This is a genomic window from uncultured Roseibium sp. (assembly GCF_963675095.2).
Classification (GTDB): domain Bacteria; phylum Pseudomonadota; class Alphaproteobacteria; order Rhizobiales; family Stappiaceae; genus Roseibium.
In genome coordinates, this window is record NZ_CAXXSJ010000069.1 from 118,881 (window position 1) to 140,910 (window position 22,030).

The following is a 22,030-nucleotide window of genomic DNA, read 5'->3' on the forward strand; positions in this document are numbered from 1 at the left end:
CGCCGCCAAATCGGTGACGGGTATCCGCGAGACGTCGTTGATACCATCGGCCGTTCGATTGCCGATCAGTTCATCGATGGTCGATGCGAGAGGCAGGTTGATCGTTGCGCTCTGAGCGGTCATTTAAAACCCCTTTAAAGAACCGTTGCCTGACCGAGCGCGAACGCCATCGAAGGCGTCCCCCCCGGCGGTGAGTGTTTCGGCGAAGAAGTACCAACTGCCAGCCGGCACGGTTTCCGTGCGCGTGTAGTTCCCGCTCGCAGATGCGCCGAAAGTGACGATCTCGAACGGTGACGAGCCATCCGAATTTGCGGAATAGGTCAGCCGAATTTCCGCGATCGACGGATCGTCCGGCGTGGACATGGTGAAGTCCGCCTCGCCGGTACCGCCCGTGACCGATCCGGTGGTAACCGCCAGCGGAGGCGTCTCCGTATTGGCGACAACGGTTCCGGCAAAGCTGGTCGACCAGTCGCTTGAATACCCCTCGGCGCTGGTTGCCTTGCGCTGCATTTCGACCGTGTCGTCGGCCGCATAGCCGGTAACGATGATCGCTCCAGACCCTGCGGCTTCGGTGATCTCCGACCAGACGGTTCCGCCGTCGATCCGGTGCCGGATCGTGAACGTCGCCGCCGACGCGCCGCCTCCCGGCACCAACAGCACGATCAATCCGTCGCCGGCACCGCCCGCGAAATGGGTCTCGATCGACGACACGGCCGGGATATTCGGAACAGCAATGCTCGCCGGTCGCGTCTCCGCCCGCACGGCCATTCCAGGCGGGCGGCACATCGGCATCGGTCAAGGTGTCGATCTCTGGCGCCTGGGCCAGCATGGAAATGACATTGGTCATCTGCTCACCCGCCTGGACACCGGAGATCACCAGATCGATGCTTTCCTCGCCAGCAGGACCGAACTGGATAAGATCGCCGCGCACGGGAAGATCCCCGCCACCCGCAAGGATGATTGTGTCGGTCCGGCCCGGTACCGTGCGGATGCTCCGGAGAACACTTTCGAAGGTAGCGTCGTCGCCCGTACCGACCTGCTTCATGAACCGGACGGCGTAATTCACGCCCGCTCCCATCTCCACGTACCCGTCGAGGGTCACGGCCTGGCCGCGCACGGCCGTCACCTTGAGCGCCGCCAGCGTGTTCTTCAGCACCTCGTAGCTGGCCTTCACGAAATCACCGCGTGTCGCTGTCCGGACAGCCCCATCCTGCACGGCCGAAAAAACGTCCGGCCGGTAAATCACCTCATATTGCCGCCGCCGTGCCTCTATCCAGACCTCGTCCGGATCGGTCTTGCCGGGCAGCTGCAGCTCCTCGGTGACATCGATGTCCCCGGTGAAGCCCGGCCAACGGACAACGCGCTCACGTTGCTGATAGTCGGCCGTCTCGTCCAGGAAGCGCACGCGGAAGGCGTCGGGCGGCTCGATGTAGTTGCGCGACCAGGAAAAGTCGCGGCTGTTGCGCGAATTGATGTGTGCAACGACCAGCGCCTGCGGCCGGTCGATCACGACGCTCCACTTCGTCCCGTCGTAGCGTGGGGCAGCCCGGCCGGCGCCGGCGATTTCGGTAAGCGCGTCCCATGTCGATGCCTCAAAGTTACGGTCCCGGTCGTACTTGAGCCCCTTCACCCGGCAGAAGTCGTGCCAGTCCTGGAGCGCCTCCAGGTCGATCGCGCTGTCCGGTTCCGGCCAGGTGTTTTCCGGTCCCTGCAGCACGTGCCGGTAGTGGGAGGCGGGGTTGCGGGTTGCCCGTGTCACCCAGCGTTGTGTTGCGTGATCCCAATCCGGAAGCACCCGCTCGGCCACGGCGTTGAACGTGTCCAGCGACGAGTTGAGCTGATAGGTCGCCTTCACCCTGATCGCGACCAGGCACAGCGGCTTGTCGAAATTGAGCGGATATTCCGGCCGGAAGCTCTGCATCGCCAGCCAGTTGACCCGGTCGGAAGTGTTTGCATCCAGGCTTTCATCCGTGCCGCGCGCCAGCTCGATTTCCCAGCGTCCCCGGCTCGGCAGCGTCCACCTGAATTGTCGGAAGAAGCCCTCGCGCTTTTTCGCCGTAAAGGTGATCGTCGGGAGTTCCTGCCAGTCGCCTCCCGAAGCGGGCCTCTGCCGGATACGGATCGCCACGCTTCGCGATTGGGCATTGCCCTCTCCGTCGTAGTGGATCAGGCCGCCGGGAAAATGCCAGATAAGATTGACTTCCGCACAGTCGCCTGCCGTGAACCGGGAAGTCGGCGTCATCGGTCCGTCGCCGATCACGACGCCCGCGTCGTCCCGCAAGCGATCCCGCCGCAATTCGATGCCGAGGCTCTCCTCAATCACCTGGCTTGGATAGATCGTCACCGGTTCATCCGAGGCATAGCCTTCCCGGATCTCGGTCTGCACCTCGTCGAAGCTCTCGATCGGCGTCTCGCCAATCTTCATCCCGGACAGGGACACCGGGCCGTAGCCGAAGTTGAGCAACGCGCGCACGTACTGGTCATCGCCCACGATCTCCGAATAACTCGGCGCCGCGAACACCGGTGCGACCCGCACCTTGCCTAGGAGGGAGGGCACCACGCCGTCCGGCGCCATCTGATTGCGCCACCCGGAAATCTGGTAAAGGGGCTTTTCCGCCTGCAGCTCCTGCCCCGCATTTGCCCTGGGAGCACTCGGCGGAATAAGGGCGTTGACCAGGAAGCTGCCGAGGATCCCCAACCCGGCCGCCGCGACGCCGGCGGCCACCTGACCGAGCAGCGCCGATCCGGTCAGGCCCGCGATCAGCGGCCCGACCCAGACCTGGCCGATCGCGATCGCCGCGATCGAGACGGCAATCAGAAGCACGTTGCGCACCGTGTCCCCGCCCGGCACGATCCGGATCATCACGCGCACGCCGGCTTTGGGGGTGATCCGGTGCCAGGCGCGCGGGTCCGGCAGAAGCATTTCGCCCCGGTTGTCGACCAGCCACACCCTGGCGCGATCGCGGACCGTCTGCGGCACGCCGGGAAGCGCCAGATCCACGATCGCCGCCACGCTCAGGCCTTCGGGGGCCTCAAGGTCCAGCCGGCCGGCGTCGGGCCCGATCGCTGGAATGACCGAGACGGGGGTGCGCAAGGCCGGTCATGTCCGCACCTCGCCCAGGAGATCCTCGTGCCGCCAGAAGCCGGTCAGCCGTCGCGCCCAGTGCTCGTCCCGATAGAGTTCGATGCAGGACGGCCGGTCGTCGGTCACATGCAGCATCAGCCCTGGCCGCACGACGATACCAACGTGACACTCAAGCCGTCCGCGCCGGAAGGTGACGACGTCCAGCTCACGGGGATCCTCGACCGGGTGCCAGAAAGTTTTCGCCCCATTGATCAATCCGGAGATCTCGGCGCGCTCAGAGACTGCGGCGTAACCCTCGGTATAGGACGGAACGTGGACGCCGAACTCGCCCAGGACCAGGCGCACCAGCCCCCAGCAGTCGACGCCCGTCGCGGGTGCGGCCGAGGTCCTTGAAGGGAAGCCCGAGGAAGTCCTCGCTCCAGTGTTCGTCGCGTGGCTTCATGGGTGCAGCCCCGGAAAGCGTTCGCGCGTCATCCGGCCGGCCGGCCAGGGTTCCTCCGTCAGTGGCGCCCGCGACAAGGTCAGCGTGATGCCCTCGCCTTGCCCTTCCGCCCTGACCAGTTTGAAGTTCCGCCACTCCTGCTCGACGACGTCAGGAGAGGACGCCAACACCACAGCCATGGAGGCCTCGGCCCGCTCCGTTGTCGATCGCAGCACCTGCGCCAGTTCGTTGTCCACGCCCTCCATGACGACGCGCATGGCCGGCGGCGCGGTCTCCTGATCGTCCGGGATCAGAACCGAAACAAGGACAAACAGGAAAGCCTCGTCATCCTTCTTCGGATTGGCGCCCAGCCAGGTGGAGCGCGTGCCGTACTGCAGCGGTTCAACACTCAGCCGTTCGGTCGGATCGGTAGACAAACGGACGATCTGACTGGTTTCGGGATGGGTGAATTGCAGCAGGACGACTTCGACTTCTTCGGAGCCGTCCGCATCGAGCGCGAGCCGCGCGTTGAGGGAAATCTTCCGGCTCATGGCAGCACCGTCACGCTGAAGGACAGCTGCCAGTGGGCGCCGATCGCCGAATAGGACGGCAGCTGCTCGCCGAACAGGCAAAGCCAGGTTGCGGCAATGGTCAGATAATTGCCTGAGGCGTCCGTCAGAAAGGTGCCGTCAGCCATGGTCAAATAATCGCCGTTGCGCGACCAGTCTGGCATCAGGAAGGGCAAAGCGCCTTCGGCCGTATCTTCCACATAAAACCGCTCGAACCTCGCTCGCTCGTTGTGGGTGACGACAAAGGACATCTGGACCTGGTCGACGGCCTTGGAGATCCCCCGGCGCATCCGTGGCGGTCCCTGGTCGCCCTGGCCGCGCCGGCGCGCATCGCCACGCACGAGCTTCCAGTTGTCGCCAACCGGTTCGATCAGGTCCGTGGGCCAGCTTGGAAGCGTCATCGCCTTGTCAGCCTCCCCACGTTGCGCACGGCGCTCTGGGCGCTGCCGCGCTTGCCGATCGCGGAGCCGACCGCCTCCTCGAACCATACCTCCTGACGTTTTCCGCCCGGCGTATTCTCCTCGCGGGTGCGCGCTTCGAAGCCATCCGGCGGGGTGATGTTTTGCTGAAAGTTGAACTGCCCGCCGGCGCCCCGATCCTCCATGTTTCGGAGCGTCGAATTCGGCAGCACCATTGCGCCCCTGGACGTGCCGATCACCGGCTCCGGACCCGCGTCACCGACAATGCCGAACGATCCGTTCGGGATCAGCCCGCCCTTGGCATGAAAACCGCTGAAAATGGATTTGAAAATCGTCCCAAACAACCCGCCCGGACCGCCACCCGCCGGGGCGGACATACCGAACAGATTGGCAAGCGGCCCCTGTCCCAGCAAAGCCGCCTGAAGCACCATCCGCTGCAACGATTTCGCGAGATCTCCGAGCGTATCGTCCAGATCCCGGCTGCCGTCCAACAAGCCGTCGATCGCGTCCAGGGACATGTCGCCAAAAGTCTGGAATGCATCATTGAGGGCGTAGAGCTGCTCGCGTTCCCTGATGGTCGCGGCGACGAGGTCCTCGACCGCCTGCGTTTGTTCCGGTGTCGCGGCCGCGAGCGTGCCGCGCAGGCGGATCATTTCCTGTTGCACGGGATCGCTCTCGCGCAGGACGTCGAGTTCCTCCTGAAGGGTGGCGATCAAATCCTTTACCGCTTGGCGTTGGCGATCCAGTTCGCTGGTCCCGCCGCCGGCTCCGCCCAGGAGAGACGAGAGGGATGGCGGCAGTTTGGCCGGTGCCGGCGCGTTCACCGTCCTCCCGTCGTTAGCGCCAGCCGCGCCGAACGTGTCCGCGAACCGCCCGGCCGTCCGGTCGCCCTTCCCGGCTTTGTTCGTAACCGTACTGCCGCCCGTGGTGTCGATCGGCCCTTTGAAGTCCGGTGCGATCTCGTTTCCGAATATGTCGTGGGTGTTGGCCCACTCCACATAGCCCTTCAGCGTCTTCCAGCCTTCGCCCAGGTCATTCAAAAGACCGAGCACGCCCTTGATGGCCTCGGCAATCAGACCGAAGGCCGCCACCACGTCCTTTGCCATGTCCATGGCGTCCTGGCGGAAGGACGGATCCGCGAGCTTGTCGGCGAAGTCCTGAAGCGTGGGCAGCATGTCGCCGGCAATCTGGACGACGACCCCCCGGATCTGCGCCTTGATCCGCGCCAGAGTATCGTTGAACAGCTCCGCATCGTGGCCCATCTTGGTGCTGATGGTCAGTCCCAGACGATCGGCCTCCGCTGCCATATCGGCAAGGCCCTTGCGGCCGTTGTTCAAAAGCGGGATCAATTGCGCGCCTGATCGCCCGAAGACCTTGACCGCAAGGGCCGTCTTCTCGGAGCCGTTCTCCAGGGTCGCGAAGACATCGGCGAAATCCATCAGAACCGCGTCCGCCGACCTGAGCCGGCCCTCCGCGTCTGTCACGGCAATACCAAGGCCCTTGAAGATCGCCTGGAGATCCTTGTCCTTTCCGGATGCTGCCTGGGCCATGGCGTTGGACAGGCGGAAGATGCTTCCCGTCAGCGTCTCCAGGCTCACGTCGGAAAGATCGCCGGCCCAGGCGAGGCGGGACAGCGCTTCCGTGGTGACCCCGGACCGCGCCGCTGCTTTGCTCATGGCATCGGCGTGATCGATCGTCTTCTTGACCAGGATGCCGAGCGCCGCCGTTCCGGCCGCCGCCGCGATCGCAAGATTGCGCCCCATCTTGAGCGCCTTTGAGGCGGTCAGGTCGAAGGTGCGCCCGAGGCCGAGCGCCTTCCGCTCTGCCCTCTCAACGCCACGGTCAAACGCCTTGTCGTCGGTCTTGAGATCCAGAAGGGCTTCGCCGAGCCGTTCAGCCATCGCCCGGCTCCCCGGCCTCGCCGGCCGTGTTCGATCCGGGTGGCACGATCACCATTTCGATGCCGACGGCCGCAAGGGTTTCAGGAGTTGGCGCTGCGGCCTTCCTGCGCCCGCCCCCGGCGATTGCCTGCAAACGCCGCATCGCGTGCGTCACGTCCTTCTTGTCGGCATACCCGGAGGATAACAGCCCGATGCTGATCGCGCCCATGCGCTCTTCGGCCTGGAGGCGGGGCAGCATGGTCATATAGGCCCTCACGAGCGCGGCCGGCGCTTTGCGGAGCCACCAGTCCGGATCGCCGCCGAAGAAGCGCTGGAGCCGGGCGAGCTCGACGCCCCAGTCGGTGTCGCTGGGGTCTTCTTCCGGCTTTCCAGAACCATTTGCGCGATCGCTCCTGCCACCCGCGTCTTGCGTTGCAGCAGGAGCCGCGTAAAAAGCTCCGCGATCGCCATCTTGTGAGAGCCGGACAGACGGTCGAAGACCTCATCCGGACAGGCAACCAGGCAGCGCCTGCAAACCTCCGAAACCAGGCCCTCGACCTCTTCCTGATTGTCCTTGCCGGCGGCCGCCTCGATCTCCTGGCCTTTCACCGTGAACCACTGGCTGTCGAGGATGGAAAGCTCCTCGGCCGAATAGAGGTCAAACGCCTTTCCGTCGATGTTGATCTTCGGCCGGTCGATCAGCGTGTTGAGGTCGAGGACGGGTTGCTTGGCCATGGAGGGTTCCTTCGCCTGGTTCGATTGTGAGTGTGATGCCGCACCGCCTGCATTCGGCTTCCAGCGCGGCGAGCTTCTGGCGGGCGGTCCTGGCTGCCCGGCGGTGCCGGCCTTCTTCCCGCTTGTGCCGCCGGGCCGTCGCGTCGAGGTCTCGGGCCCTGGCCGACGCTGCCTGCTCATCCATAGTCGCGGCCTACGGCAACGCGACCTGATGCTGGATCACGAGCTGGCCGAAGGACGCGGCCTTCGTCACCGCGTTCGGATCCTTCAAGGCGGTGAACTCCAGCGCAAAGCCGGCGGGCTCGCCCTTCCGATAAACCGGCTCCGGATTTCCCGACTGGAAGCAGCGGGGCAGCTGGTACTGCATGTTCATGGCCGCCGCGTAGGGGCTCACGCCGGCGCGCAAAAGCAGCGCCATCGTCGCCACCTGTTCGCCCTGGTAGAACTGCAGCGTCTTGAAACCGGCCGTACCGCTGCCGGCCGCCGTGGTCGCAACGGTGTTCGAATTCAGACCAAGGCTGGTCGCTTCCAGCGTGACATCCAGGAGGGTGAACGAAATCATGAGATCTTCGGCGGTCCGGAAGGCCTTGAGAGGCGCGGTCGAGCCGAGGGACCGGACCTTGTTGAGTTCCTGGGCGTGTTGAACCGTCACGCCCTCCTCGTCCATGCTTTCGTCGCCATTGGTGCCGATCTTCACCCAGTTGCCGGCGGGATCGGCGTCGACGGCCGGGAAAGCCTCCCCGACCGGGGCGACATAAGCGGTGAACGGCGCCGCGATGATTTCAAAGGGTTCTGACATCTAGGAGACCTCCTGAAGGGCGTGAAAGGCTTGAAAGGGCCGGAATGCGACCGGCCATTGGGTGGGCTGGTCGCGGCGAGCGGATATGCCGCCCGCTGGCTCAATCCAGTGGATCAGGCACCCCGATACGACTTGGCGGCGAATGCTTGTCAGTGCGCGGCGGCAAATGCCGCCCAGGGCATTGGCTTCCAAGGGGGTGGCGCCATAGCAAAGCGCATCGACGCGTTGGGTGTCGTGATCCATGTAGCTGCCAGCAGCGAGCGAAACACCGCCCGAGGGCTGAAGCACGATCGCCGCGCGCGGCATGTGGCGGGTTTCACCTTTCGGCAGTTCGCCACCGAAGACGCGCGCGCCGGCGATGGCGGCAACATTGCCATCCGCCTTGAGCGCATCCACAAGTGCAATGATCAAACCCGCCTCAGCCACGAAAGCCTCGCAAACACCAAGCCCGGCGGGATGCCGGGAAGATGTGCCAAGGCTAGGGATCAGGGCTGCGGGGAAACATCCGCGCAGGTGCGCGGATGAATGGGACGGACGGGTGATTTCAGGAAAAGCCGGGCAAGCATCCGGGCGCCGGCCGGCGATGTCAAGGGGACTGGAATATCCCGTTCAAACCTTCTTCGAACGCCGTTCAAAGGCCTTTTTGATCCGCCCGGCCAGCTTGGGATATTCCTTGTCCGCGGCCGGCCGCAGATAAGGCCGTGCGGGGATCTCGACCGACTTCACGAAACGCACCGAGCCGTCGTCCTGGGGGATCGCCAGCGCCTTGGCGTTCTTGGCCTTGATGGTTCCGCCCAGCTCCTGGATCAGCGCATAGACCACATCGCGCGCGCCCCAGGTCCCCTTGACCCCGTCCGTCACCGGCGCGGCGTAATCCGCGATATCGATCGCCCCTTCCAGGGTGGCCGTCCGGTTCTGCCACTCGTGGTTCGCCTTGGCCTCGGCCGCGCACGCGGCCATGGTCCGGTTGACCCCTTCGATCTGGGCCTCGCGCATGTTCTTGGTAACGGCCTTGCCGAACCATTTCAGGGACTTTGTCTTGCCAGGCAATAGTTTCTCCCAAGGGCGATCAGAAAGGCCCGTCAGTCTATCGGCTTGAAGACAGTTTCCGTCTTAAGGACCACGATCGGCTTGTCCTGGAGATATGCAACAATTTCCGGAGCGTTCGCAATATAATCCGGATCGTCCACAATTCGCTTGTTTGTGACAAACATCGTTGCGAGCGGGACGGCTGCGCCAACTTCGAATGCAGTGGCGCTTTCGTTCAGATTGATACCGACGCCCGGATCGGTCGCATCCACCGGTCTGGGATTGATGCCAAGTCCGGACTGCGGTTCAACCAGCGCAATGACCGCATCGCGCTCGGCGGCAGTTAACACGAACATGGTAATTTCCATCAGGCAGCTCCGATTTCAGACAGGTAGGCATTCAAACGCGAATGCATGTTCGCAACATCCGTATCCGTCAAAATTGCGGGCGTAAAATATCCCGCCGCCATTCGAGTAGCGGAATAGGTCGGGCCTTTCAGGAACGTGATCGTCTCGGCCCCTGGCGTTGTATCCGTGAGCCCGGTTCCAACGGTTGTCACCGCGCCGTTGTCATAGGTGGTCACCTGGCCAGCACCCTTGCGCACGACGGTTTTGTGTGGGCTGGTCGAAACATTGACGTTGGCCGTTTCATACGCCCGGGCATGTCCGCCACCTGTCGTGCCAAGACGAATTCGACAGTTGGCATTTGATGTGCCCATGACGTCGGAATTCGCCGCTGCCGGATAGATATTCATCCAGTACCCCTTGGTACCGGATGTCGCCCCGAAGATCGTGTTGGCAGCTACGAAGCTATCCAGATAGCTGGTACCCGCCGTCGCCCAGGTAACCGCGATCCGCCGTCCAGTCCGGGCCACCAATAGCGCTCAACATCTGGGACGGATCTATCAGATTAACCCTGTTGCCTTGCGCATCCGCACCGGCGAACGAGATCCAGCCACCTGAGAATTTGGCAAACAGGCCATCTGATTTTAGGCCGAGAAAGAAGGTCTCAATAAGATCCTTTCTGGCATCGACCGGATCCACGGAAAACGCATCGAAATAGGCTTGGGCATCGGCGTCGTAGGTTGGCGCCGGCGGATCCCCAGGCGTGCCTCCAGGAGCATCCTTATTAATCCGCCCGAATTCCAGCCGTCCGAACCTCATCGCCGTCAGTCCTCGACGGTCATCACGGCCGCGCTCGCAGCCGTCACGCGACGGACCCGATACGGCGGCACGAAACCGGCCGACACGCCTACAAAGGCGACGACGTCCGCATTGTCGTTATCCATCGGTACAACAGTGATGTCTCCGGCCGCCAACATCACCACACCTTTCGGGATCGGATCGATATCCGACGCTGCCGGAGTGATGACCCGCGCCTTTTTACCGAAACTCTCCGGACCGCCCGAGACTCCTTCATAAGGATCGGTAGCCATTTCGTTCTCTCCTCTGCATCACCCTATCCGCATCAGCGCGGCTTCCAGGTGCGTGTGCTTGCGTTGCACCGGCCCGTCCACCTTGAGCCGGCCGGGAATGATGACAGTGCCTTGGCGATCCTTGATCGCGCTGATCTCGTCGCCCTCTTCGATATCGGCATCGAGCGCAAACATGACGCGCATGTCCTCGACCATGGCCGTCTTGTCGCCGTCGACGATCTCCCGCGAGCTCGTCGACCAGGCGAAGCATTTCAGGGTGCCCAGGGGCTGGAAATCCGGCACCGTCGGATTGCCCCAGCTGTCCGTGCCCGTCGCCTGGTCGCGCTCCACATCCGCGCGCATGGTCAGCCGGCCGGAGATCATTCGCGCAATCCCTTCAGCCAACGCCACACCAGCCAGGGAGACAGGATCAGGAACCAGGCGGCGGCCAGCGGCCAGAACACGGCCAGCAAGCTCCCCCAAAAAGACAAGACGCCACGCCCGTGCGCAGTCGGCTCTTCCCGGCTTCCCTTCGCGAAAAAAGCGAATACCGCGATCGCGACGAGTAGATAGATGCCGAACAGGCCGATCATGCCATCACCATGCCGTCGCGGCTCGCGAGCCCTTTCAGGATCGCTTCGCGCTCCGAGGCGGGATCCGTTCCCAGGGTGAACTGATAGTCCCCCGCCCGCTCCGATTTCAGCCCACCGCGATAGGTCAGATCCAGATGAACCAGCTTGATCGTCGCCTCCTCGCGCGCGGCCACCGCGCCGGCATTTCCGGCCGGCGTATAGGTCACCGAGACCAGCGGCGCCCAATAGTCGCGGGGATTGGTGCCGCCGTTGAGCCGCTGCAGGGTGCGCCCGCCATGCAGCACCCGGTAATCGTCGGCCGCAAGCGTCACGTCGTCTCCGGCCGCGCCGCTGTCGGCGGGATCGGTCTCGACGATCGTCACGCTCTCGCCCGTGTCGAGCGGCCGGGAAAGCCGCAGGGTCTTGAGCCAGCGCGCATCCGGATCGCCCAGGTCGCCGAGATCCACAGTGATCTCCCCGGCCGGTCCCAGGCGCGCGTCCAGGTCGGCCGTGATCCCGTCGATCATCGCCTGCAGCTCGCTGTCGGAAAGATCCGACCCCGTGCGTTCCTTTACCCGGTCGATCAGCGCCATGGCGTTACCCCAGCGCGGGCCCGGACCATGCAGTCCTTGGCCTCAAGCAACTTGCGCAGGCCTGCGGATTTTTCGGGGCCGTCCGGCAAGTCGGTGTCGAGCTGCTGGGCCAACTCCCCGATCGGGCGACTGACCGACTGCAGATGCTCCGGGAGATGGGCGTACTCAAAATACTTCATGATCGGATTTTGCATGGACTTTCCCCTGGTATGTGCGGGCGGCGGGCTATGCCCCTTGTTGCAGGCCTCCAATGTCCCCTTTCGGGGAGAGGTTGACCGCCGGGAGCCTCGCGAGCTGTACCGGACCGCCCTCTGGGTATTCGCTGACGGATTACCCGCCCTTGTTCTCGCCCGGCCGGAGTTCCTTGTCCCCGGCCGGGCCCGCTTCCTTCTGTTGCGCAGGACGGCTTACGTCCTTGCTCTCGGTATCCTTGCGGTCAGTTTGCGGCACCGGCCTTCTCCTTCGCCGCGTCGGCCCACTTGGTCCAGTCAGCCTCGCCCGATCCGGGGATCATCAGGGGCGGCTTGGCCGGATCGATGTCCGCCAGCGCCTGGAACGTTGCGATCCCCGCGTCGGCCAGCACCTTGGCGGTCGCCTTGCCAATGCCCTTGAGACTGGTCAGATCGTCTGCCCCGTCCTTGCCCGCCGGGTTCTGGCCGTCCTTCGATGTGGCGGGTTTGCCCGGCTTCGGCAAACCGCCATCGACCAGGCCGAACTGCTTGGCCGCGCTGTCCGGGATTTCATCGCCGGGCACCGCGTAGAGAAAGGCGGCGCGCTTGTCGCCCTCGGCAACGGCGGTCTTCTTGTCCGCCGTCAGGTAAAGCCTCTGTTTCGCAATCATGGTCTCGTCCTCGTTTGACCGGCCGCCGCCGTTAAAGGGTTTCGTACAGGTCGACGATCACCGCCGAGCCGTCGAGCGCCGAATTGAGCGTTGCGGTGTTGTTCTCCAGGGCCGAAGGGTCGACCGTGACGGTCGGCTCGGTTCCCTCGCGCAGATTGTCGAGGAAGGCGGCAAGGACCGTGTTGCGCGAGAGCGCCACCGGCAGGCCGAGCTTGGCGCCCAGCCCCACCCGCACCCGCTCGGTGTCGGCGGTGTCGTAAGGCGGCAGCGTGATGCCGGTCAACGTCTTGAAGGCCTTGTTGCCGGCAACCAGGGTGGTGCCGTTGAGCGCGATGGTCTCGTTGATGATCTCACCGCCGTTATTGATGCCGATGACATCGACGTCGCCGGTCACATTGGCGTCGTTACCCTTGACCGTGACGTTGCGGGCAACGTCCGGCTGGCCGTCGAATACGGTGACCAACGTATCGGTCGCCACGTCCAGGGCCGTATCGACCAGGACGTCATTGTCCGCGCCGAGCGCCGCCGCCCCGAGGGCGCAGGACATGACGCGGGGAAGAGATCCGGGGATCTTCGACATGGGAATTTCCTTTCCTGAAGGCGCTACCGGCCTTCGGCCTACTTGAGCGCGGGCGACAAGCTCCTACGCACTCAAGTAGGCGAAGCCGTTAGTGCACTCTTACAATCCCGTGACGTTGCAGAAGGCGGCGGGACGGAACAGCACCAGGGCCGCACGCATGTCACCGCGAACGGTGCGTTTGCCTTCAACGAACTGCGTGCCGACGTAGCCCACCTGAAGATCGACGCCCTTCTTTTCGAAGCCGCTGATCCAGGACGGCTGGAACGAGCCGGTCAGGCCGCTGCCGGCTGCCCGCGCCTCGTTCTGCGCGACCGGAAGCCCCCACAGGCGATCGGGACCGGCCTCGGACGGGCTGCCCCAGATATAGACACCGTCCGCCGTGCGCATCAGACGCACGTCCTGCCAGTCCTCCGGGTGGATGACATGGTGCGTCGGGATCGCCCGGCCAGTGACGCGGATCTTCGTCATCGCCTTGTAAAAGACGTCCGGCACGGGACCGGCTCCCTTCGCCTGGGTCTGGATACCGGCCACATTGACGATGCCACGCAGGTTCGGGGCAGACCCGTCACCCACATAGAGCTGCGTATCGAGCCGCTGGCGGATGCCGAAGGTAAGTCGTCCGTTGATGTAGCCCTGCATCATCGGAACGTCTTCCAGCTGCTCATCGGTCACCGGCAGGCTGTCGGTGATTTTGCGAACGTCCGAAGTTTTTTCGGTGAAGGCAAACGTGCTTTCGGCGTAAGTTCCACCCTCGGCCCGTTCGGCTGCTCCATGCGTGCGGGTCGTTTCCTCCATATATTTGATGGAGGTCATTCCCGTTTGGGAAAACGGGATGATGTCGATCAGCTGCAGCGGACGTGTGGTCGCTTCCACATACCCCGGCAGCCGCACGCTCTCCGGAGCATAGCCGGCGGACGTCGTCATCAGCGTTTTGGCCTGCAGCGTCATCGCCTGCATGCCCTTCGCCAGGATATCCGTCGGCAGCACGTCGAAGGAAAAATCAAGGCCCTGCGGCATGCCGCGCGTGAGCCAGTCCTGGTATGCCTTTTCCTCGGCGAGGAGTTCGCCAAGCCCCTTGACGATGATGGCCTGACCACCGCGATCGCCGCCGGGCATCGGCGGCCGGCGCAGAGCCTTTTCCCGGCTCGCCTGGTTCTTGGCAGCCTGCTCGGCCGCTTCCAGCGTCTCGGCCTTCTCGGCCAATTCGTTGAGTTCGCTGTCCATCTGCTTGACCTTTTCGGCCACAGCAATGGACCCCTTCACATCATCGCCCAGGCATTTGACCTTGTTGAAGTCGTACTGCTTCTGGCCGCTGTCGCTGCTCACAAGCGCTTCGGCGAAGACCTTGCCAAGCGCGTCCTGCTTTGCCGCGAGTTCGTCGCGGATCTCCTGAATGGTGTCGGGCATCAATCTCTCCATGTCCCGCTGTCAGACACAGGCCGCCACGTCCGCGCGATGACCGTTCAATGCAATCGCCCGCGATCGGCGCGGGCATGGTCTGAAGACTAGGAAGAGGAGTAGATCGGAAACATCCGCGCACCTGCGCGGGTGAAAGGGAAAAAGAGGCTTGAAATCGGGCCGAGACGCCCAAACTGCCCTGTCAGGGTGATTTGCTCAGCACTATACGGAACCACGATCAAATTTAAACAGGGTTTAAACAGCATAGAGCGCGATCAGGCTTTCTTGCGGGCCGTCCAGGCGTCCCTACCCCTCCATCGCGCTCTATGGCCGTTTATTTCGATGTGATTGCGCCCCACCGATCACCCGATCCGCAGCCTGGCGGAACGGGTCATGAAATTCGCCGCAAGCCGGGTGGCCTCCTCAAGCGCCTTTTCCTCGTCGAGCTGAGCCGGATCCGGATCGCCGGCCAGCAGGCCGTCGAGTTTCGCTTTCAGGTCCTGCAGCTGCTTCAGGCGCGCCTCGCTCATGGGGCGGCCCTGTCCCTCTCGCAAAGCCTTCACCGAACCGGCGCGCTCGATGATGTCGTCGATCCCGGCAAGCATCGCGTCGATCTGTTCGGCGAAACTGCCGTGCGATTTCATGGAAAGCGTCCCTGTCCCGATACCTGCCCCCCGGATCACGGGAGACACCTCGTGCACATCAAGCCGTTTCAGCACGCGCACCTGGTCGCCGTCCCGCTGCTCGATCGCATAGTCCAGGACACCAAAGCCGTAGGAATATTCCTGAACGCTTGTGCCTTTCTCCAGATCGAACTTGAGCGTCTTGTGCCAATCGCTTCCTGCCTGGGTTTCCAGGTTCAGATGCAGATCCGCATAGACAAAATTCCCATCCTCAAAGATCCGGGCCTTGCCGAGCGGCATGGCTTGCCGCTGGTGTGCCGGCAATATTGGCACCCACTGTTCGCCGCCGTTCTTCCAGGAAAACGCGCCGGGCAGGTAGGTGTCACCATCGCTGTCGACGGCGGAGAGATCCACGATGCGGGCCAGCCCCTGCCCCTCGCCGTCCATCTTCTCGATCGTGAGTGATTTCGTTTCGGTTTTCGCGGGCGCACTTCCTTTACCGCGTGCGTTCCCGGTCCAGGCATCATATTCCACGGGTCGGCAGTGTTTGCACGGCTGCTTAACGCCGTCGATGGTGACGCTGCCTGTGTCGTTGCAGTGTTTGCAGGGCATCAGTTGTCCTCTCCAAAATAAGGCGCAAACGATAGTGTTCCGTTCGGATGTTCGTCGGACGCCAATTGGCTGGCCTCGGCCGCCGTGACGATCGACCCGTTGCGCGCGATGTGATCCGGGTCGGAGCGGTCCGGTCCGAGCCGCCCGTCATAGATGATGAACTGCTCCAGGCCCGCCGCCTTCGCCCGCTCGATCGTGGAAATGTTCTGGGCGTACTTGGTTTCGGTGCGGGCAATGGTCCGGGCGCGCGTCTCGGCCGTTTGCCAGTGACCGCCTTCCACATAGCCGGCAATGCGGTTCGCCACCTGGGTGACCCCCTCGCCTTCCGCCCGGCCCTCGGCGATCGCATCGAACAGCGCCGCCCGCGTCTGCTTGGACAGATCGACCAGGCCGGAGCGTCGTCCCCCGGCACCGGCCACGGCACGCGCGACAGGGTCGGGCAGGCTTCCCGAGATCCCGGCAAGGTTCGCGGCTTCACTGACCTTCTTCGCCGTATCCACGTAATGCGCCTCGTAGATCTTCTGGAAGGTCGTTCTATGCGCGTCGATCCCGAGCCGGTCCAGGATCTGCGCGACCAGCAGCTCGTCCGATTTCGTTTCCGCTTCGGGCAGGTCCTTCGGTGTCAGATCCTCCGCATCCAGGAGAGGACCGGCCGCATCCTTTGCCGCGTTGCCGAAGTCCGCGAAGAACTTTTTCAGGCGCCGTTCAAAAGCCTTTTGAAGCGGGCCTTCCTGTTTCTGCAGGGCGTCGATAAAGGCGGCACCGGCCCGAAACGCAGATCGGCTCGCCCGCGACTTTGCGCCAAAGGCCTTGCCCGTATCGGCCGGCAGTTCCGGGCGAACCCCGGCTGGCGTTTCCAGCGACATGGCCGGCCGGAAATAGAAATCATGTTCTGGCAGGACTTCCAGCCCCAGGGCTTCCCGCGCCTCGGAGACCTTCGCGATTGGCCCGCCGGCAAGCGTCGTCCATCGGGTCGCCGCCTTGTCCATGTCGTCCTGGAGCGCGAGCACCTCGGATGTATCGAAATGCGTTTTCAACCCGGTGGCGTTGCCAAAGTCCGGCAACAGCGACCGGTCCAGTTCGTCCGCGAAGACCCGCAGGATCGGCAACAGCCCATTGCGCCAAGCAAGCTTCATCAGTTCGCTCATGGTCGCGCCGACCTTGGACGTCTGCAACCCCGCCCCGAAACCGACAACGGCGGCCGGAACCCCCAGGCAAGCGCAAACCCGTTCCTCGGCCACGTCCCGGCTCTCCGACATGTTCATCTGTTGCGGATTGAAGCCGAACTCCGAAACAGTCGTCGGCGCCCCCATGACCAGGGCGCCGCCCCGGCGATCGCCGGTAAAGTTCGCCTGGAACCAGGCCTTGGTCGCGGCCGCATCCTCGGGAGAAACCGAACCGCCGTCTTTCGGGCTGATAACCACGCCGGGCACGCCCATATTGCGCAGGAGCGACGCCACGAAATTGGAGCTTTCCAGATCCATGAAGATCTCGCGCAACACGCCTGCCAAAGGCGACAGGCCCTTGCGCGGATTGCGCGGGTCGAGACCATGGCGGAAATGCACCACGTCGTCCGGCTCCAGGTCGATCGGCGGAACCCCGCCGCCCGGCGAATATTTGTAGTGCGTGAGAAACTCCGAACCGTCATCGGACCCCTTCGGCTCCATCGTCCAGTGCGGGACGTACCAAAGCTCGGCCGGCCGGCCGATGATGGAGCGGACCTTGATCCAGTAGCCGTTGCCATCGATCAGATAGGACAGCAGCGTGGCCGCCCAGAGCATGATGTCGCCGTAAAACGGGTTCGGCCGGGCGACCAGCTCCAGCATCTTGTGCGTGGGGATCTCTTCGTGGCTGCCGTCCGTCTTGCGCCTGCGGACGGTCAGGACCGCCTCCGGCATTGCCCGCTGGATCCACATGATCGGCGCTGTCACCACCGAACTGTCCAGGCCGTCGCCGACGTCCTTCTTGTAGTTGTAGCGCGTCCGCTTCAGGAGCCCCATGGCGAACGGCAGGCCCGCGCCGTGACGCATGGCGGAAAGGGCCTTTGAAAAGCGTTTAAACATCTGCGGGGATCCAGTCCTTGTCCAGGTCGGGAACGTCGGGTGTTGAGGATGTGGAAACAGGCGCTTCCACCGGCCGCCAGCTGGATGCCGGCATGCCATCGGCGGCATGAAGGGCAAGAGCCAGGGCCCAGAAGCGGTCGGCGTGGCCGTCCGGCGTGCGCTCGGCGGTAAAGCGAATGTTGCCGGCAGCGGTCACCTGCTTGGTCACCTGGCGCAGGTCCGCCCGGATCTTCGGATCATCCGGGATCCGCAGGTTGCGGTCTTCCATGTTGCCGCGCACCGGATAGGCGAGCGCCTCTTTGACGGCAGCGGTGAAATTGACCGCCTCGACACGATACTTGCCATACTTGTCCTGGGCGTCGTCGGCCCAGCCGATGCCGAGGCCGGTGCTGTCGATCGCGGAGCGGCGCGCCCGTTCCAGCCAGGGCCAGATGACCTTTTCCTGGTCGGACTTTTTCATGTTTTGAAGGCAGATGACCTCACGCGTGAAAAACACGCCGCCGAGCTTCTCCAGGACCCAGATGACGGTCAGATCTTTCTTCCGGCCGATATCGACGCCGACATAGAGTTCGCCGCCTTCCATGAGCTGCCATTGCGTGCCGGCGCGGTACTCGCATGATGTGATCAGCTCGTATTCCAGAAAGGCCGCGTCATCGTCGGCCGGCTGGCACATGTACTCCTGAAGGAAACTCTCCTCGTCCGCGCACCCGGCCTTGACCCAGTCGTAATACTCCGCCTCGGTCATGTCCTGGCGTTCGTCATCGGCCGGCAGGGATTGCTGAAGCTTCCAGAGAAAACCGTCGTCCAGGGCATCCTGCAGCGTGACAGTATGAAGGCTGATCTTCTTCGGGTTGCCCTTCTCGTGATACTCGCGGATCAGCCCGTTGAAGAAGTTCTTCGAGCCGCGATGCGTGGAGATCACTTCCATGTTGCCGCCCCAGGTGATGCCCGGATAGGCGATTGCCCAGAGCTTGCGGGGATCGGGATGGAGCGCGAACTCGTCCAGGATGCGCCCGCCGCGCTTGCCGGCCTGGGCGTCCGGGTTCGAACTCATGGAGTTGATGCGCTTGCCGTTGGAGAACCGCAGCACATAGGCGCTGTGCTTGCCCTCTTCGTCGATCGCCTGTTCGCCCAGGTCGCGTGCGGCCATGTCGATACCGCCCGCCCAGAGCTTACAGTCTTCCAGGAATAGCCGCGCCTGAATGTCGTCGCGCGAAGAAACCCACTGATCATGCCGGGCGGTTTCCAGGGCTGTGCGCGATGTAGCGGCATAGGCCGTCGACCAGGACAAGCCGATCTGTCGGCCTTTCTCCATAAGTTTCAGGCGCGACGTGTCATAGATCCAGCGCGCCTGGTAAGGCAGGAAGATGGCCTCCCGGTTCTCGGGTATGATCAGCGCGCGGCCCATCAGGCGCCCCCGACAATCCGGCGGTTGATCTCGGCCATAGTCTCTTCGGAGATGCCCGCCTTGGCACCGACCTGCGCCACAGCGTCGGCCACCTCTTCGAGCTTCCGCCGCTGTTCTTCTTCCAATGACCGCCTGATTTCGATGGCATCTTTCTGGGCTGCGATCGCGGCCCGGTTCGCACGGGCGAGCGCGGCGATTTCCTTCGGCCCCAGATTACCTTCCGACAGAACGGCATCCACGGCCATCTTCAGGCGCTCGGCCACGGCGACGGTCATCTTGTCCGCCCCGTCCGTTCCCATGGTTTCGACCAGCGATCGGGACAGCCTCAGGCGTTCATCGTACTCGCGCCACTCCCGCGCCTTGCGCACCGAATACCGGCTGAAGGCGCCCTTGGAGATCGGCCCGATCCCGCGATCGGCCAACCGCGCGTTGAACTCCTTCAGGATCGCGGTTTGCGGCTGATTGCCGTTTCTCAGCTCATCGTGCAGCCAAAGCAGATCGCCGTCCGCTTCCTCCGGCAACATCTCCAGGCTGGAGAGCCGCCCTCGCCCCTGGCGCCGGCCGTCATCTGTCTCGGCCATCGCTCAGGCCTCGTCGTCCGGCCAGGCAACGCCGTCGATCATGGACCGGTTTTCGATGTGATCTCGACCGGTTCGGGTAATGCCGGCAATCAGCTTGCCTTCGTCCATTGTGATCGTCACGGCGCCCGCGGCTTCCAGCTTGCGCAGCTGGGCCCGGACCCATTCGATCGGCCTTGAAATCAGATACCGATCCAGGATGCCCTGGATCCTCTGCTCGTGCATGTGCCGGTTCGGCTCCTCCGCGATTTCCTGCAGGATCAACAGCCGGCCGCGCCTTTCCAGGAAATCGTCGTATTTGCCCTTGGTCATTGCCTGTCTTTCCCTTTGTTCAAGAGGTAGTTTTCGATCCGTTTCACGGCGTCATGGACGCCCTTGTATTCGGCCTCGATTTTACTCAGCAGTCCGTAGGCACGTTCCTGCTTGATGGCGATATCGTTGAAGTCATCCTTTGTCGGCAGATGATCGACCTCGTTTTCCACTTTCTGGATGCGCCGGTCGTGATCGATCAGCTTGTTTTCGTGTCGATCGATGGTTTCGCCGTTCGCCCGGCTGCGGGCCGTCAACCAGGTGTAGATGATCGCCCCGATCGAAAGGGCCGTGGCAACCGCCCCCAGCCAATCCTTGATGTCCTGCGTCACCGATGCGCCCCCTCGAATGAAGTCTGGCAACCCGCGCACCGGCGGGCCGACGGAAGGGCAAGCCGGCGGGCCTCCGGGATTGGGTCGCCACAGTCGACACACTCGTCGGCTCCCTGCCCCATGAGCTGCGCCCGGACCCTGGCGAGACCCGCGTCGCGCTCCTGCCCGACCCGGGCCTCCGCCAGCTCGATGTCGAAATTGCTCGCCCCGCTCACGCAGCGCTTGCCTTCTTCTCGTCCGTCCGTTTCCAGACATAGACACCCACCACGCCGGCCCAGGTGCCAAGCACAGTGCCGAGGAAGCCATAGGAGACGGACGCGTTAGCGATCGTCTGGACGTCGCCCACCCACATGAGCCGGACGAAGGACAGAACCAGGGCGAAACACGCCACCGCGAACAGGATCCCGTTCAACGGCCGCCAGATCCGGTTGAGCAGCTTCTCGCTCTGCGCATCTGCCGCGATCACGCGGTGATAGGACTGCACGGCGTCGCTTGCCGCCTGGGCCATCGCGCCGAGATCCGCATTGACGGTCCGGATCGCTTCGGTGGTCGCGTAAGGGTCCTTTTCGAAGTGGTCGGCGATCGCTTCCTCGGTTGGCTCGACGCCGAGCGTGTTGGCGATACTGCGAACGGCCGTATCGGCGATATCGGCGGCAACAGTGCCGGCCGCGCCGCCGCGCTGGCGCAGCACCTTGCCAAGGACGGTCGCGCCGACGTCCAGCGCAATTCCAATGAGAGGCGTCATAGCTTTCTCCCGATGGTTCTGAGGGCGAGTTTGATCTCGTCCCGGTAGGTCCAGGCGAAATAGCCGAGGACGAGAACAGTTGCGGCCAGGCTGCCCCACATAAGCCAATCGCCGTAGCCGGTGACTGCCGTATTGGCATCGGCCGCACCCGCGCCGGTGCCTGTCGATCCGGCTGCCGTCGTAACGGCCGTCTTGGTCTTCAGGTCGATGACCCGCTGGATCTGGTCGAGCGTGGCGCGGCCGAGGACGCCGTCATTTGGTGAGGTTTGGGTGCCCCGCCTGAAACGCCATCACGGCGTTGCGGATCGCATGCTTGTCGCCACGATGGCCGGGCTTGAGGAACTTGAGTTGCTCCAGCCAGACCAGCCCCTGTAGGTAGTCGTCGGTATTCAGCCGCCCAGGACGGCATGGCCTTTTCGACATGCGAGATCGACGTGGACTTCGGCGTGACCACCCACTCGGGCCAGCGGTTGAACTGGAGGATCGCCGCGCCTTCCTTGCGGCGCCGGACCAGGCCGGGCAGAACGCCGGCCTTTCGATGTCCGCGCCGTCACCTCGTAGCGCGCCGCCGCTTCGCGCACCTTGCCGGCAAGCAGGAGCTTGAACCACGACCACTTGAGCGAACCCGCCCCGCAGTTGTACGCCATATCGACTGAAGCAGCGGCCGCATGCGGGGTCACGGGAGCGACAGACGATTTCAGTCGCGATATGACCGGCGGCGCGTAGTCTTCCTCCATCAGCTTGCCGAGCAGGAAGAGCGCATCCGATTTGGTAATCGTATCGCCCGGCCGCATCTTCCGGCCGTATTTCGCCAGCCACCATTCGCGGAACACCTTGGAACCCCAGGTGAAGCCGTAGCCGATCGTACCCGTGCCGGTCGGATCCTTGTACCAGCGCAGGACAAGACCCTCGTTTCCTCCGGTCCAGGGGATCAGGCGCAGATCGTAAAGGGGTGCGGTCATGACGATGCCTCGTAAGCCGGTGGGCGCGCCCCAATCAGAAACTGGAGGCGCGCCCATTACCGG

The 22,030-nt window shown here is 63.7% G+C and carries 31 protein-coding genes; 1 reads left to right on the top strand and 30 read right to left on the bottom strand.

Annotation, left to right across the window (positions count from 1 at the left end):
* Positions 1 to 70 precede the first annotated feature (70 nt).
* The 29 genes from ABIN98_RS26980 to ABIN98_RS27120 all read right to left on the bottom strand — a co-directional run bounded on the left by ABIN98_RS26980 (position 71) and on the right by ABIN98_RS27120 (position 21,005).
* On the bottom strand, positions 71 to 3,094 hold the full coding sequence (locus tag ABIN98_RS26980; protein WP_346915018.1) for a hypothetical protein: 3,024 nt from the start codon (positions 3,092 to 3,094) through the stop codon (positions 71 to 73).
* A 6-nt stretch (positions 3,095 to 3,100) separates the two neighbouring features.
* The gene (locus ABIN98_RS26985) at positions 3,101 to 3,430 is read right to left on the bottom strand and encodes a peptidoglycan endopeptidase (RefSeq protein ID WP_346915020.1); all 330 of its coding nucleotides are present in this window, start codon (positions 3,428 to 3,430) and stop codon (positions 3,101 to 3,103) included.
* 93 nt (positions 3,431 to 3,523) lie between these two features.
* The gene (locus ABIN98_RS26990; protein WP_346915022.1) at positions 3,524 to 4,057 is read right to left on the bottom strand and encodes a hypothetical protein; all 534 of its coding nucleotides are present in this window, start codon (positions 4,055 to 4,057) and stop codon (positions 3,524 to 3,526) included.
* Positions 4,054 to 4,476, bottom strand: a complete 423-nt coding sequence (locus tag ABIN98_RS26995) for a hypothetical protein (protein WP_346915024.1) — start codon at positions 4,474 to 4,476, stop codon at positions 4,054 to 4,056. Before ABIN98_RS26995 ends, ABIN98_RS26990 begins: the two co-directional genes overlap by 4 nt.
* Positions 4,473 to 6,395, bottom strand: a complete 1,923-nt coding sequence (locus tag ABIN98_RS27000) for a hypothetical protein (protein ID WP_346915026.1) — start codon at positions 6,393 to 6,395, stop codon at positions 4,473 to 4,475. Before ABIN98_RS27000 ends, ABIN98_RS26995 begins: the two co-directional genes overlap by 4 nt.
* Positions 6,388 to 6,639 (bottom strand): hypothetical protein, encoded by a 252-nt coding sequence (locus ABIN98_RS27005; protein ID WP_346915028.1) that lies wholly within the window; start codon positions 6,637 to 6,639, stop codon positions 6,388 to 6,390. Before ABIN98_RS27005 ends, ABIN98_RS27000 begins: the two co-directional genes overlap by 8 nt.
* A gap of 8 nt (positions 6,640 to 6,647) precedes the next feature.
* Positions 6,648 to 7,109, bottom strand: a complete 462-nt coding sequence (locus ABIN98_RS27010; protein ID WP_346915030.1) for a hypothetical protein — start codon at positions 7,107 to 7,109, stop codon at positions 6,648 to 6,650.
* A 193-nt stretch (positions 7,110 to 7,302) separates the two neighbouring features.
* Entirely contained in the window at positions 7,303 to 7,908 is a 606-nt protein-coding gene (locus ABIN98_RS27015; protein WP_346915032.1) for a hypothetical protein, read from the bottom strand.
* Entirely contained in the window at positions 7,909 to 8,319 is a 411-nt protein-coding gene (locus tag ABIN98_RS27020; RefSeq protein WP_346915034.1) for a DUF3168 domain-containing protein, read from the bottom strand. It abuts the gene before it with no gap.
* A gap of 198 nt (positions 8,320 to 8,517) precedes the next feature.
* Complete coding sequence (locus ABIN98_RS27025) at positions 8,518 to 8,958, bottom strand: phage morphogenesis protein (RefSeq protein WP_346915036.1); 441 nt, start codon at positions 8,956 to 8,958, stop codon at positions 8,518 to 8,520.
* Positions 8,959 to 8,990: 32 nt separating this feature from the next.
* Complete coding sequence (locus ABIN98_RS27030; RefSeq protein ID WP_346915038.1) at positions 8,991 to 9,305, bottom strand: hypothetical protein; 315 nt, start codon at positions 9,303 to 9,305, stop codon at positions 8,991 to 8,993.
* On the bottom strand, positions 9,305 to 9,691 hold the full coding sequence (locus ABIN98_RS27035; RefSeq protein WP_346915040.1) for a hypothetical protein: 387 nt from the start codon (positions 9,689 to 9,691) through the stop codon (positions 9,305 to 9,307). Before ABIN98_RS27035 ends, ABIN98_RS27030 begins: the two co-directional genes overlap by 1 nt.
* Before the next feature lie 55 nt (positions 9,692 to 9,746).
* Positions 9,747 to 10,100 (bottom strand): hypothetical protein, encoded by a 354-nt coding sequence (locus ABIN98_RS27040; RefSeq protein WP_346915042.1) that lies wholly within the window; start codon positions 10,098 to 10,100, stop codon positions 9,747 to 9,749.
* A gap of 5 nt (positions 10,101 to 10,105) precedes the next feature.
* Positions 10,106 to 10,372: a hypothetical protein gene (locus ABIN98_RS27045; protein WP_346915044.1), complete on the bottom strand. Its 267-nt coding sequence runs from the start codon at positions 10,370 to 10,372 to the stop codon at positions 10,106 to 10,108.
* 18 nt (positions 10,373 to 10,390) lie between these two features.
* Positions 10,391 to 10,756 (bottom strand): hypothetical protein, encoded by a 366-nt coding sequence (locus tag ABIN98_RS27050; RefSeq protein ID WP_346915046.1) that lies wholly within the window; start codon positions 10,754 to 10,756, stop codon positions 10,391 to 10,393.
* A complete protein-coding gene (locus ABIN98_RS27055) occupies positions 10,732 to 10,944 on the bottom strand; it encodes a hypothetical protein (RefSeq protein ID WP_346915048.1) in 213 nt (70 codons plus the stop codon). Before ABIN98_RS27055 ends, ABIN98_RS27050 begins: the two co-directional genes overlap by 25 nt.
* A complete protein-coding gene (locus ABIN98_RS27060; protein ID WP_346915050.1) occupies positions 10,941 to 11,516 on the bottom strand; it encodes a hypothetical protein in 576 nt (191 codons plus the stop codon). The genes ABIN98_RS27055 and ABIN98_RS27060 overlap by 4 nt, the downstream gene beginning before the upstream one ends.
* Entirely contained in the window at positions 11,507 to 11,710 is a 204-nt protein-coding gene (locus ABIN98_RS27065) for a hypothetical protein (protein ID WP_346915052.1), read from the bottom strand. Before ABIN98_RS27065 ends, ABIN98_RS27060 begins: the two co-directional genes overlap by 10 nt.
* A gap of 242 nt (positions 11,711 to 11,952) precedes the next feature.
* Positions 11,953 to 12,357, bottom strand: a complete 405-nt coding sequence (locus ABIN98_RS27070; protein WP_346915054.1) for a helix-hairpin-helix domain-containing protein — start codon at positions 12,355 to 12,357, stop codon at positions 11,953 to 11,955.
* Between the two features lie 31 nt (positions 12,358 to 12,388).
* Complete coding sequence (locus ABIN98_RS27075; RefSeq protein ID WP_346915056.1) at positions 12,389 to 12,937, bottom strand: hypothetical protein; 549 nt, start codon at positions 12,935 to 12,937, stop codon at positions 12,389 to 12,391.
* Positions 12,938 to 13,036: 99 nt separating this feature from the next.
* Entirely contained in the window at positions 13,037 to 14,344 is a 1,308-nt protein-coding gene (locus tag ABIN98_RS27080; protein WP_346915058.1) for a phage major capsid protein, read from the bottom strand.
* 353 nt (positions 14,345 to 14,697) lie between these two features.
* Positions 14,698 to 15,570 carry an HK97 family phage prohead protease gene (locus ABIN98_RS27085; RefSeq protein ID WP_346915060.1) on the bottom strand — a complete coding sequence of 291 codons (873 nt, stop codon included), beginning with the start codon at positions 15,568 to 15,570 and terminating at the stop codon, positions 14,698 to 14,700.
* Positions 15,570 to 17,633 carry a phage portal protein gene (locus ABIN98_RS27090; protein ID WP_346915062.1) on the bottom strand — a complete coding sequence of 688 codons (2,064 nt, stop codon included), beginning with the start codon at positions 17,631 to 17,633 and terminating at the stop codon, positions 15,570 to 15,572. The genes ABIN98_RS27085 and ABIN98_RS27090 overlap by 1 nt, the downstream gene beginning before the upstream one ends.
* Positions 17,626 to 19,041, bottom strand: coding sequence for a terminase large subunit domain-containing protein (locus tag ABIN98_RS27095; protein ID WP_346915064.1), 1,416 nt, complete (start codon positions 19,039 to 19,041; stop codon positions 17,626 to 17,628). The genes ABIN98_RS27090 and ABIN98_RS27095 overlap by 8 nt, the downstream gene beginning before the upstream one ends.
* Complete coding sequence (locus tag ABIN98_RS27100; protein ID WP_346915066.1) at positions 19,041 to 19,622, bottom strand: phage protein Gp27 family protein; 582 nt, start codon at positions 19,620 to 19,622, stop codon at positions 19,041 to 19,043. Before ABIN98_RS27100 ends, ABIN98_RS27095 begins: the two co-directional genes overlap by 1 nt.
* A 3-nt stretch (positions 19,623 to 19,625) precedes the next feature.
* Positions 19,626 to 19,931: a hypothetical protein gene (locus ABIN98_RS27105; protein ID WP_346915068.1), complete on the bottom strand. Its 306-nt coding sequence runs from the start codon at positions 19,929 to 19,931 to the stop codon at positions 19,626 to 19,628.
* Positions 19,928 to 20,260: a DUF2730 family protein gene (locus tag ABIN98_RS27110; RefSeq protein ID WP_346915070.1), complete on the bottom strand. Its 333-nt coding sequence runs from the start codon at positions 20,258 to 20,260 to the stop codon at positions 19,928 to 19,930. Before ABIN98_RS27110 ends, ABIN98_RS27105 begins: the two co-directional genes overlap by 4 nt.
* Positions 20,257 to 20,382: a TraR/DksA C4-type zinc finger protein gene (locus tag ABIN98_RS27115; protein ID WP_346915386.1), complete on the bottom strand. Its 126-nt coding sequence runs from the start codon at positions 20,380 to 20,382 to the stop codon at positions 20,257 to 20,259. The genes ABIN98_RS27110 and ABIN98_RS27115 overlap by 4 nt, the downstream gene beginning before the upstream one ends.
* Before the next feature lie 89 nt (positions 20,383 to 20,471).
* Positions 20,472 to 21,005 carry a 3TM-type holin gene (locus ABIN98_RS27120; protein ID WP_346915072.1) on the bottom strand — a complete coding sequence of 178 codons (534 nt, stop codon included), beginning with the start codon at positions 21,003 to 21,005 and terminating at the stop codon, positions 20,472 to 20,474.
* Between the two features lie 120 nt (positions 21,006 to 21,125).
* On the opposite strand from ABIN98_RS27120, the gene ABIN98_RS27125 reads away from it, so the two are divergent.
* Positions 21,126 to 21,380, top strand: coding sequence for a hypothetical protein (locus tag ABIN98_RS27125; protein WP_394701635.1), 255 nt, complete (start codon positions 21,126 to 21,128; stop codon positions 21,378 to 21,380).
* A gap of 14 nt (positions 21,381 to 21,394) precedes the next feature.
* Here the strand turns inward: ABIN98_RS27125 and ABIN98_RS27130 are convergent, their stop codons facing one another.
* Positions 21,395 to 21,967 (bottom strand): glycoside hydrolase family protein, encoded by a 573-nt coding sequence (locus ABIN98_RS27130; RefSeq protein ID WP_346915076.1) that lies wholly within the window; start codon positions 21,965 to 21,967, stop codon positions 21,395 to 21,397.
* Positions 21,968 to 22,030 lie beyond the last annotated feature (63 nt).

Bases quoted from the DNA above. Each gene is read 5' to 3' on its own strand.
- ABIN98_RS27075 (WP_346915056.1), bottom strand. From the start codon at position 12,937: ATGTCGAAGATCCCCGGATCTCTTCCCCGCGTCATGTCCTGCGCCCTC.
- ABIN98_RS27130 (WP_346915076.1), bottom strand. From the start codon at position 21,967: ATGACCGCACCCCTTTACGATCTGCGCCTGATCCCCTGGACCGGAGGA.
- ABIN98_RS26990 (WP_346915022.1), bottom strand. From the start codon at position 4,057: ATGAGCCGGAAGATTTCCCTCAACGCGCGGCTCGCGCTCGATGCGGAC.
- ABIN98_RS27105 (WP_346915068.1), bottom strand. From the start codon at position 19,931: ATGACCAAGGGCAAATACGACGATTTCCTGGAAAGGCGCGGCCGGCTG.
- ABIN98_RS27035 (WP_346915040.1), bottom strand. From the start codon at position 9,691: ATGAATATCTATCCGGCAGCGGCGAATTCCGACGTCATGGGCACATCA.
- ABIN98_RS26995 (WP_346915024.1), bottom strand. From the start codon at position 4,476: ATGACGCTTCCAAGCTGGCCCACGGACCTGATCGAACCGGTTGGCGAC.
- ABIN98_RS27065 (WP_346915052.1), bottom strand. From the start codon at position 11,710: ATGCAAAATCCGATCATGAAGTATTTTGAGTACGCCCATCTCCCGGAG.
- ABIN98_RS27010 (WP_346915030.1), bottom strand. From the start codon at position 7,109: ATGGCCAAGCAACCCGTCCTCGACCTCAACACGCTGATCGACCGGCCG.
- ABIN98_RS27085 (WP_346915060.1), bottom strand. From the start codon at position 15,570: ATGCCCTGCAAACACTGCAACGACACAGGCAGCGTCACCATCGACGGC.
- ABIN98_RS27060 (WP_346915050.1), bottom strand. From the start codon at position 11,516: ATGGCGCTGATCGACCGGGTAAAGGAACGCACGGGGTCGGATCTTTCC.
- ABIN98_RS27005 (WP_346915028.1), bottom strand. From the start codon at position 6,639: ATGACCATGCTGCCCCGCCTCCAGGCCGAAGAGCGCATGGGCGCGATC.
- ABIN98_RS27100 (WP_346915066.1), bottom strand. From the start codon at position 19,622: ATGGCCGAGACAGATGACGGCCGGCGCCAGGGGCGAGGGCGGCTCTCC.
- ABIN98_RS27015 (WP_346915032.1), bottom strand. From the start codon at position 7,908: ATGTCAGAACCCTTTGAAATCATCGCGGCGCCGTTCACCGCTTATGTC.
- ABIN98_RS27080 (WP_346915058.1), bottom strand. From the start codon at position 14,344: ATGCCCGACACCATTCAGGAGATCCGCGACGAACTCGCGGCAAAGCAG.
- ABIN98_RS27090 (WP_346915062.1), bottom strand. From the start codon at position 17,633: ATGTTTAAACGCTTTTCAAAGGCCCTTTCCGCCATGCGTCACGGCGCG.
- ABIN98_RS27000 (WP_346915026.1), bottom strand. From the start codon at position 6,395: ATGGCTGAACGGCTCGGCGAAGCCCTTCTGGATCTCAAGACCGACGAC.
- ABIN98_RS27120 (WP_346915072.1), bottom strand. From the start codon at position 21,005: ATGACGCCTCTCATTGGAATTGCGCTGGACGTCGGCGCGACCGTCCTT.
- ABIN98_RS27030 (WP_346915038.1), bottom strand. From the start codon at position 9,305: ATGGAAATTACCATGTTCGTGTTAACTGCCGCCGAGCGCGATGCGGTC.
- ABIN98_RS27055 (WP_346915048.1), bottom strand. From the start codon at position 10,944: ATGATCGGCCTGTTCGGCATCTATCTACTCGTCGCGATCGCGGTATTC.
- ABIN98_RS27045 (WP_346915044.1), bottom strand. From the start codon at position 10,372: ATGGCTACCGATCCTTATGAAGGAGTCTCGGGCGGTCCGGAGAGTTTC.
- ABIN98_RS27115 (WP_346915386.1), bottom strand. From the start codon at position 20,382: ATGGGGCAGGGAGCCGACGAGTGTGTCGACTGTGGCGACCCAATCCCG.
- ABIN98_RS27095 (WP_346915064.1), bottom strand. From the start codon at position 19,041: ATGGGCCGCGCGCTGATCATACCCGAGAACCGGGAGGCCATCTTCCTG.
- ABIN98_RS27070 (WP_346915054.1), bottom strand. From the start codon at position 12,357: ATGATTGCGAAACAGAGGCTTTACCTGACGGCGGACAAGAAGACCGCC.
- ABIN98_RS27040 (WP_346915042.1), bottom strand. From the start codon at position 10,100: ATGAGGTTCGGACGGCTGGAATTCGGGCGGATTAATAAGGATGCTCCT.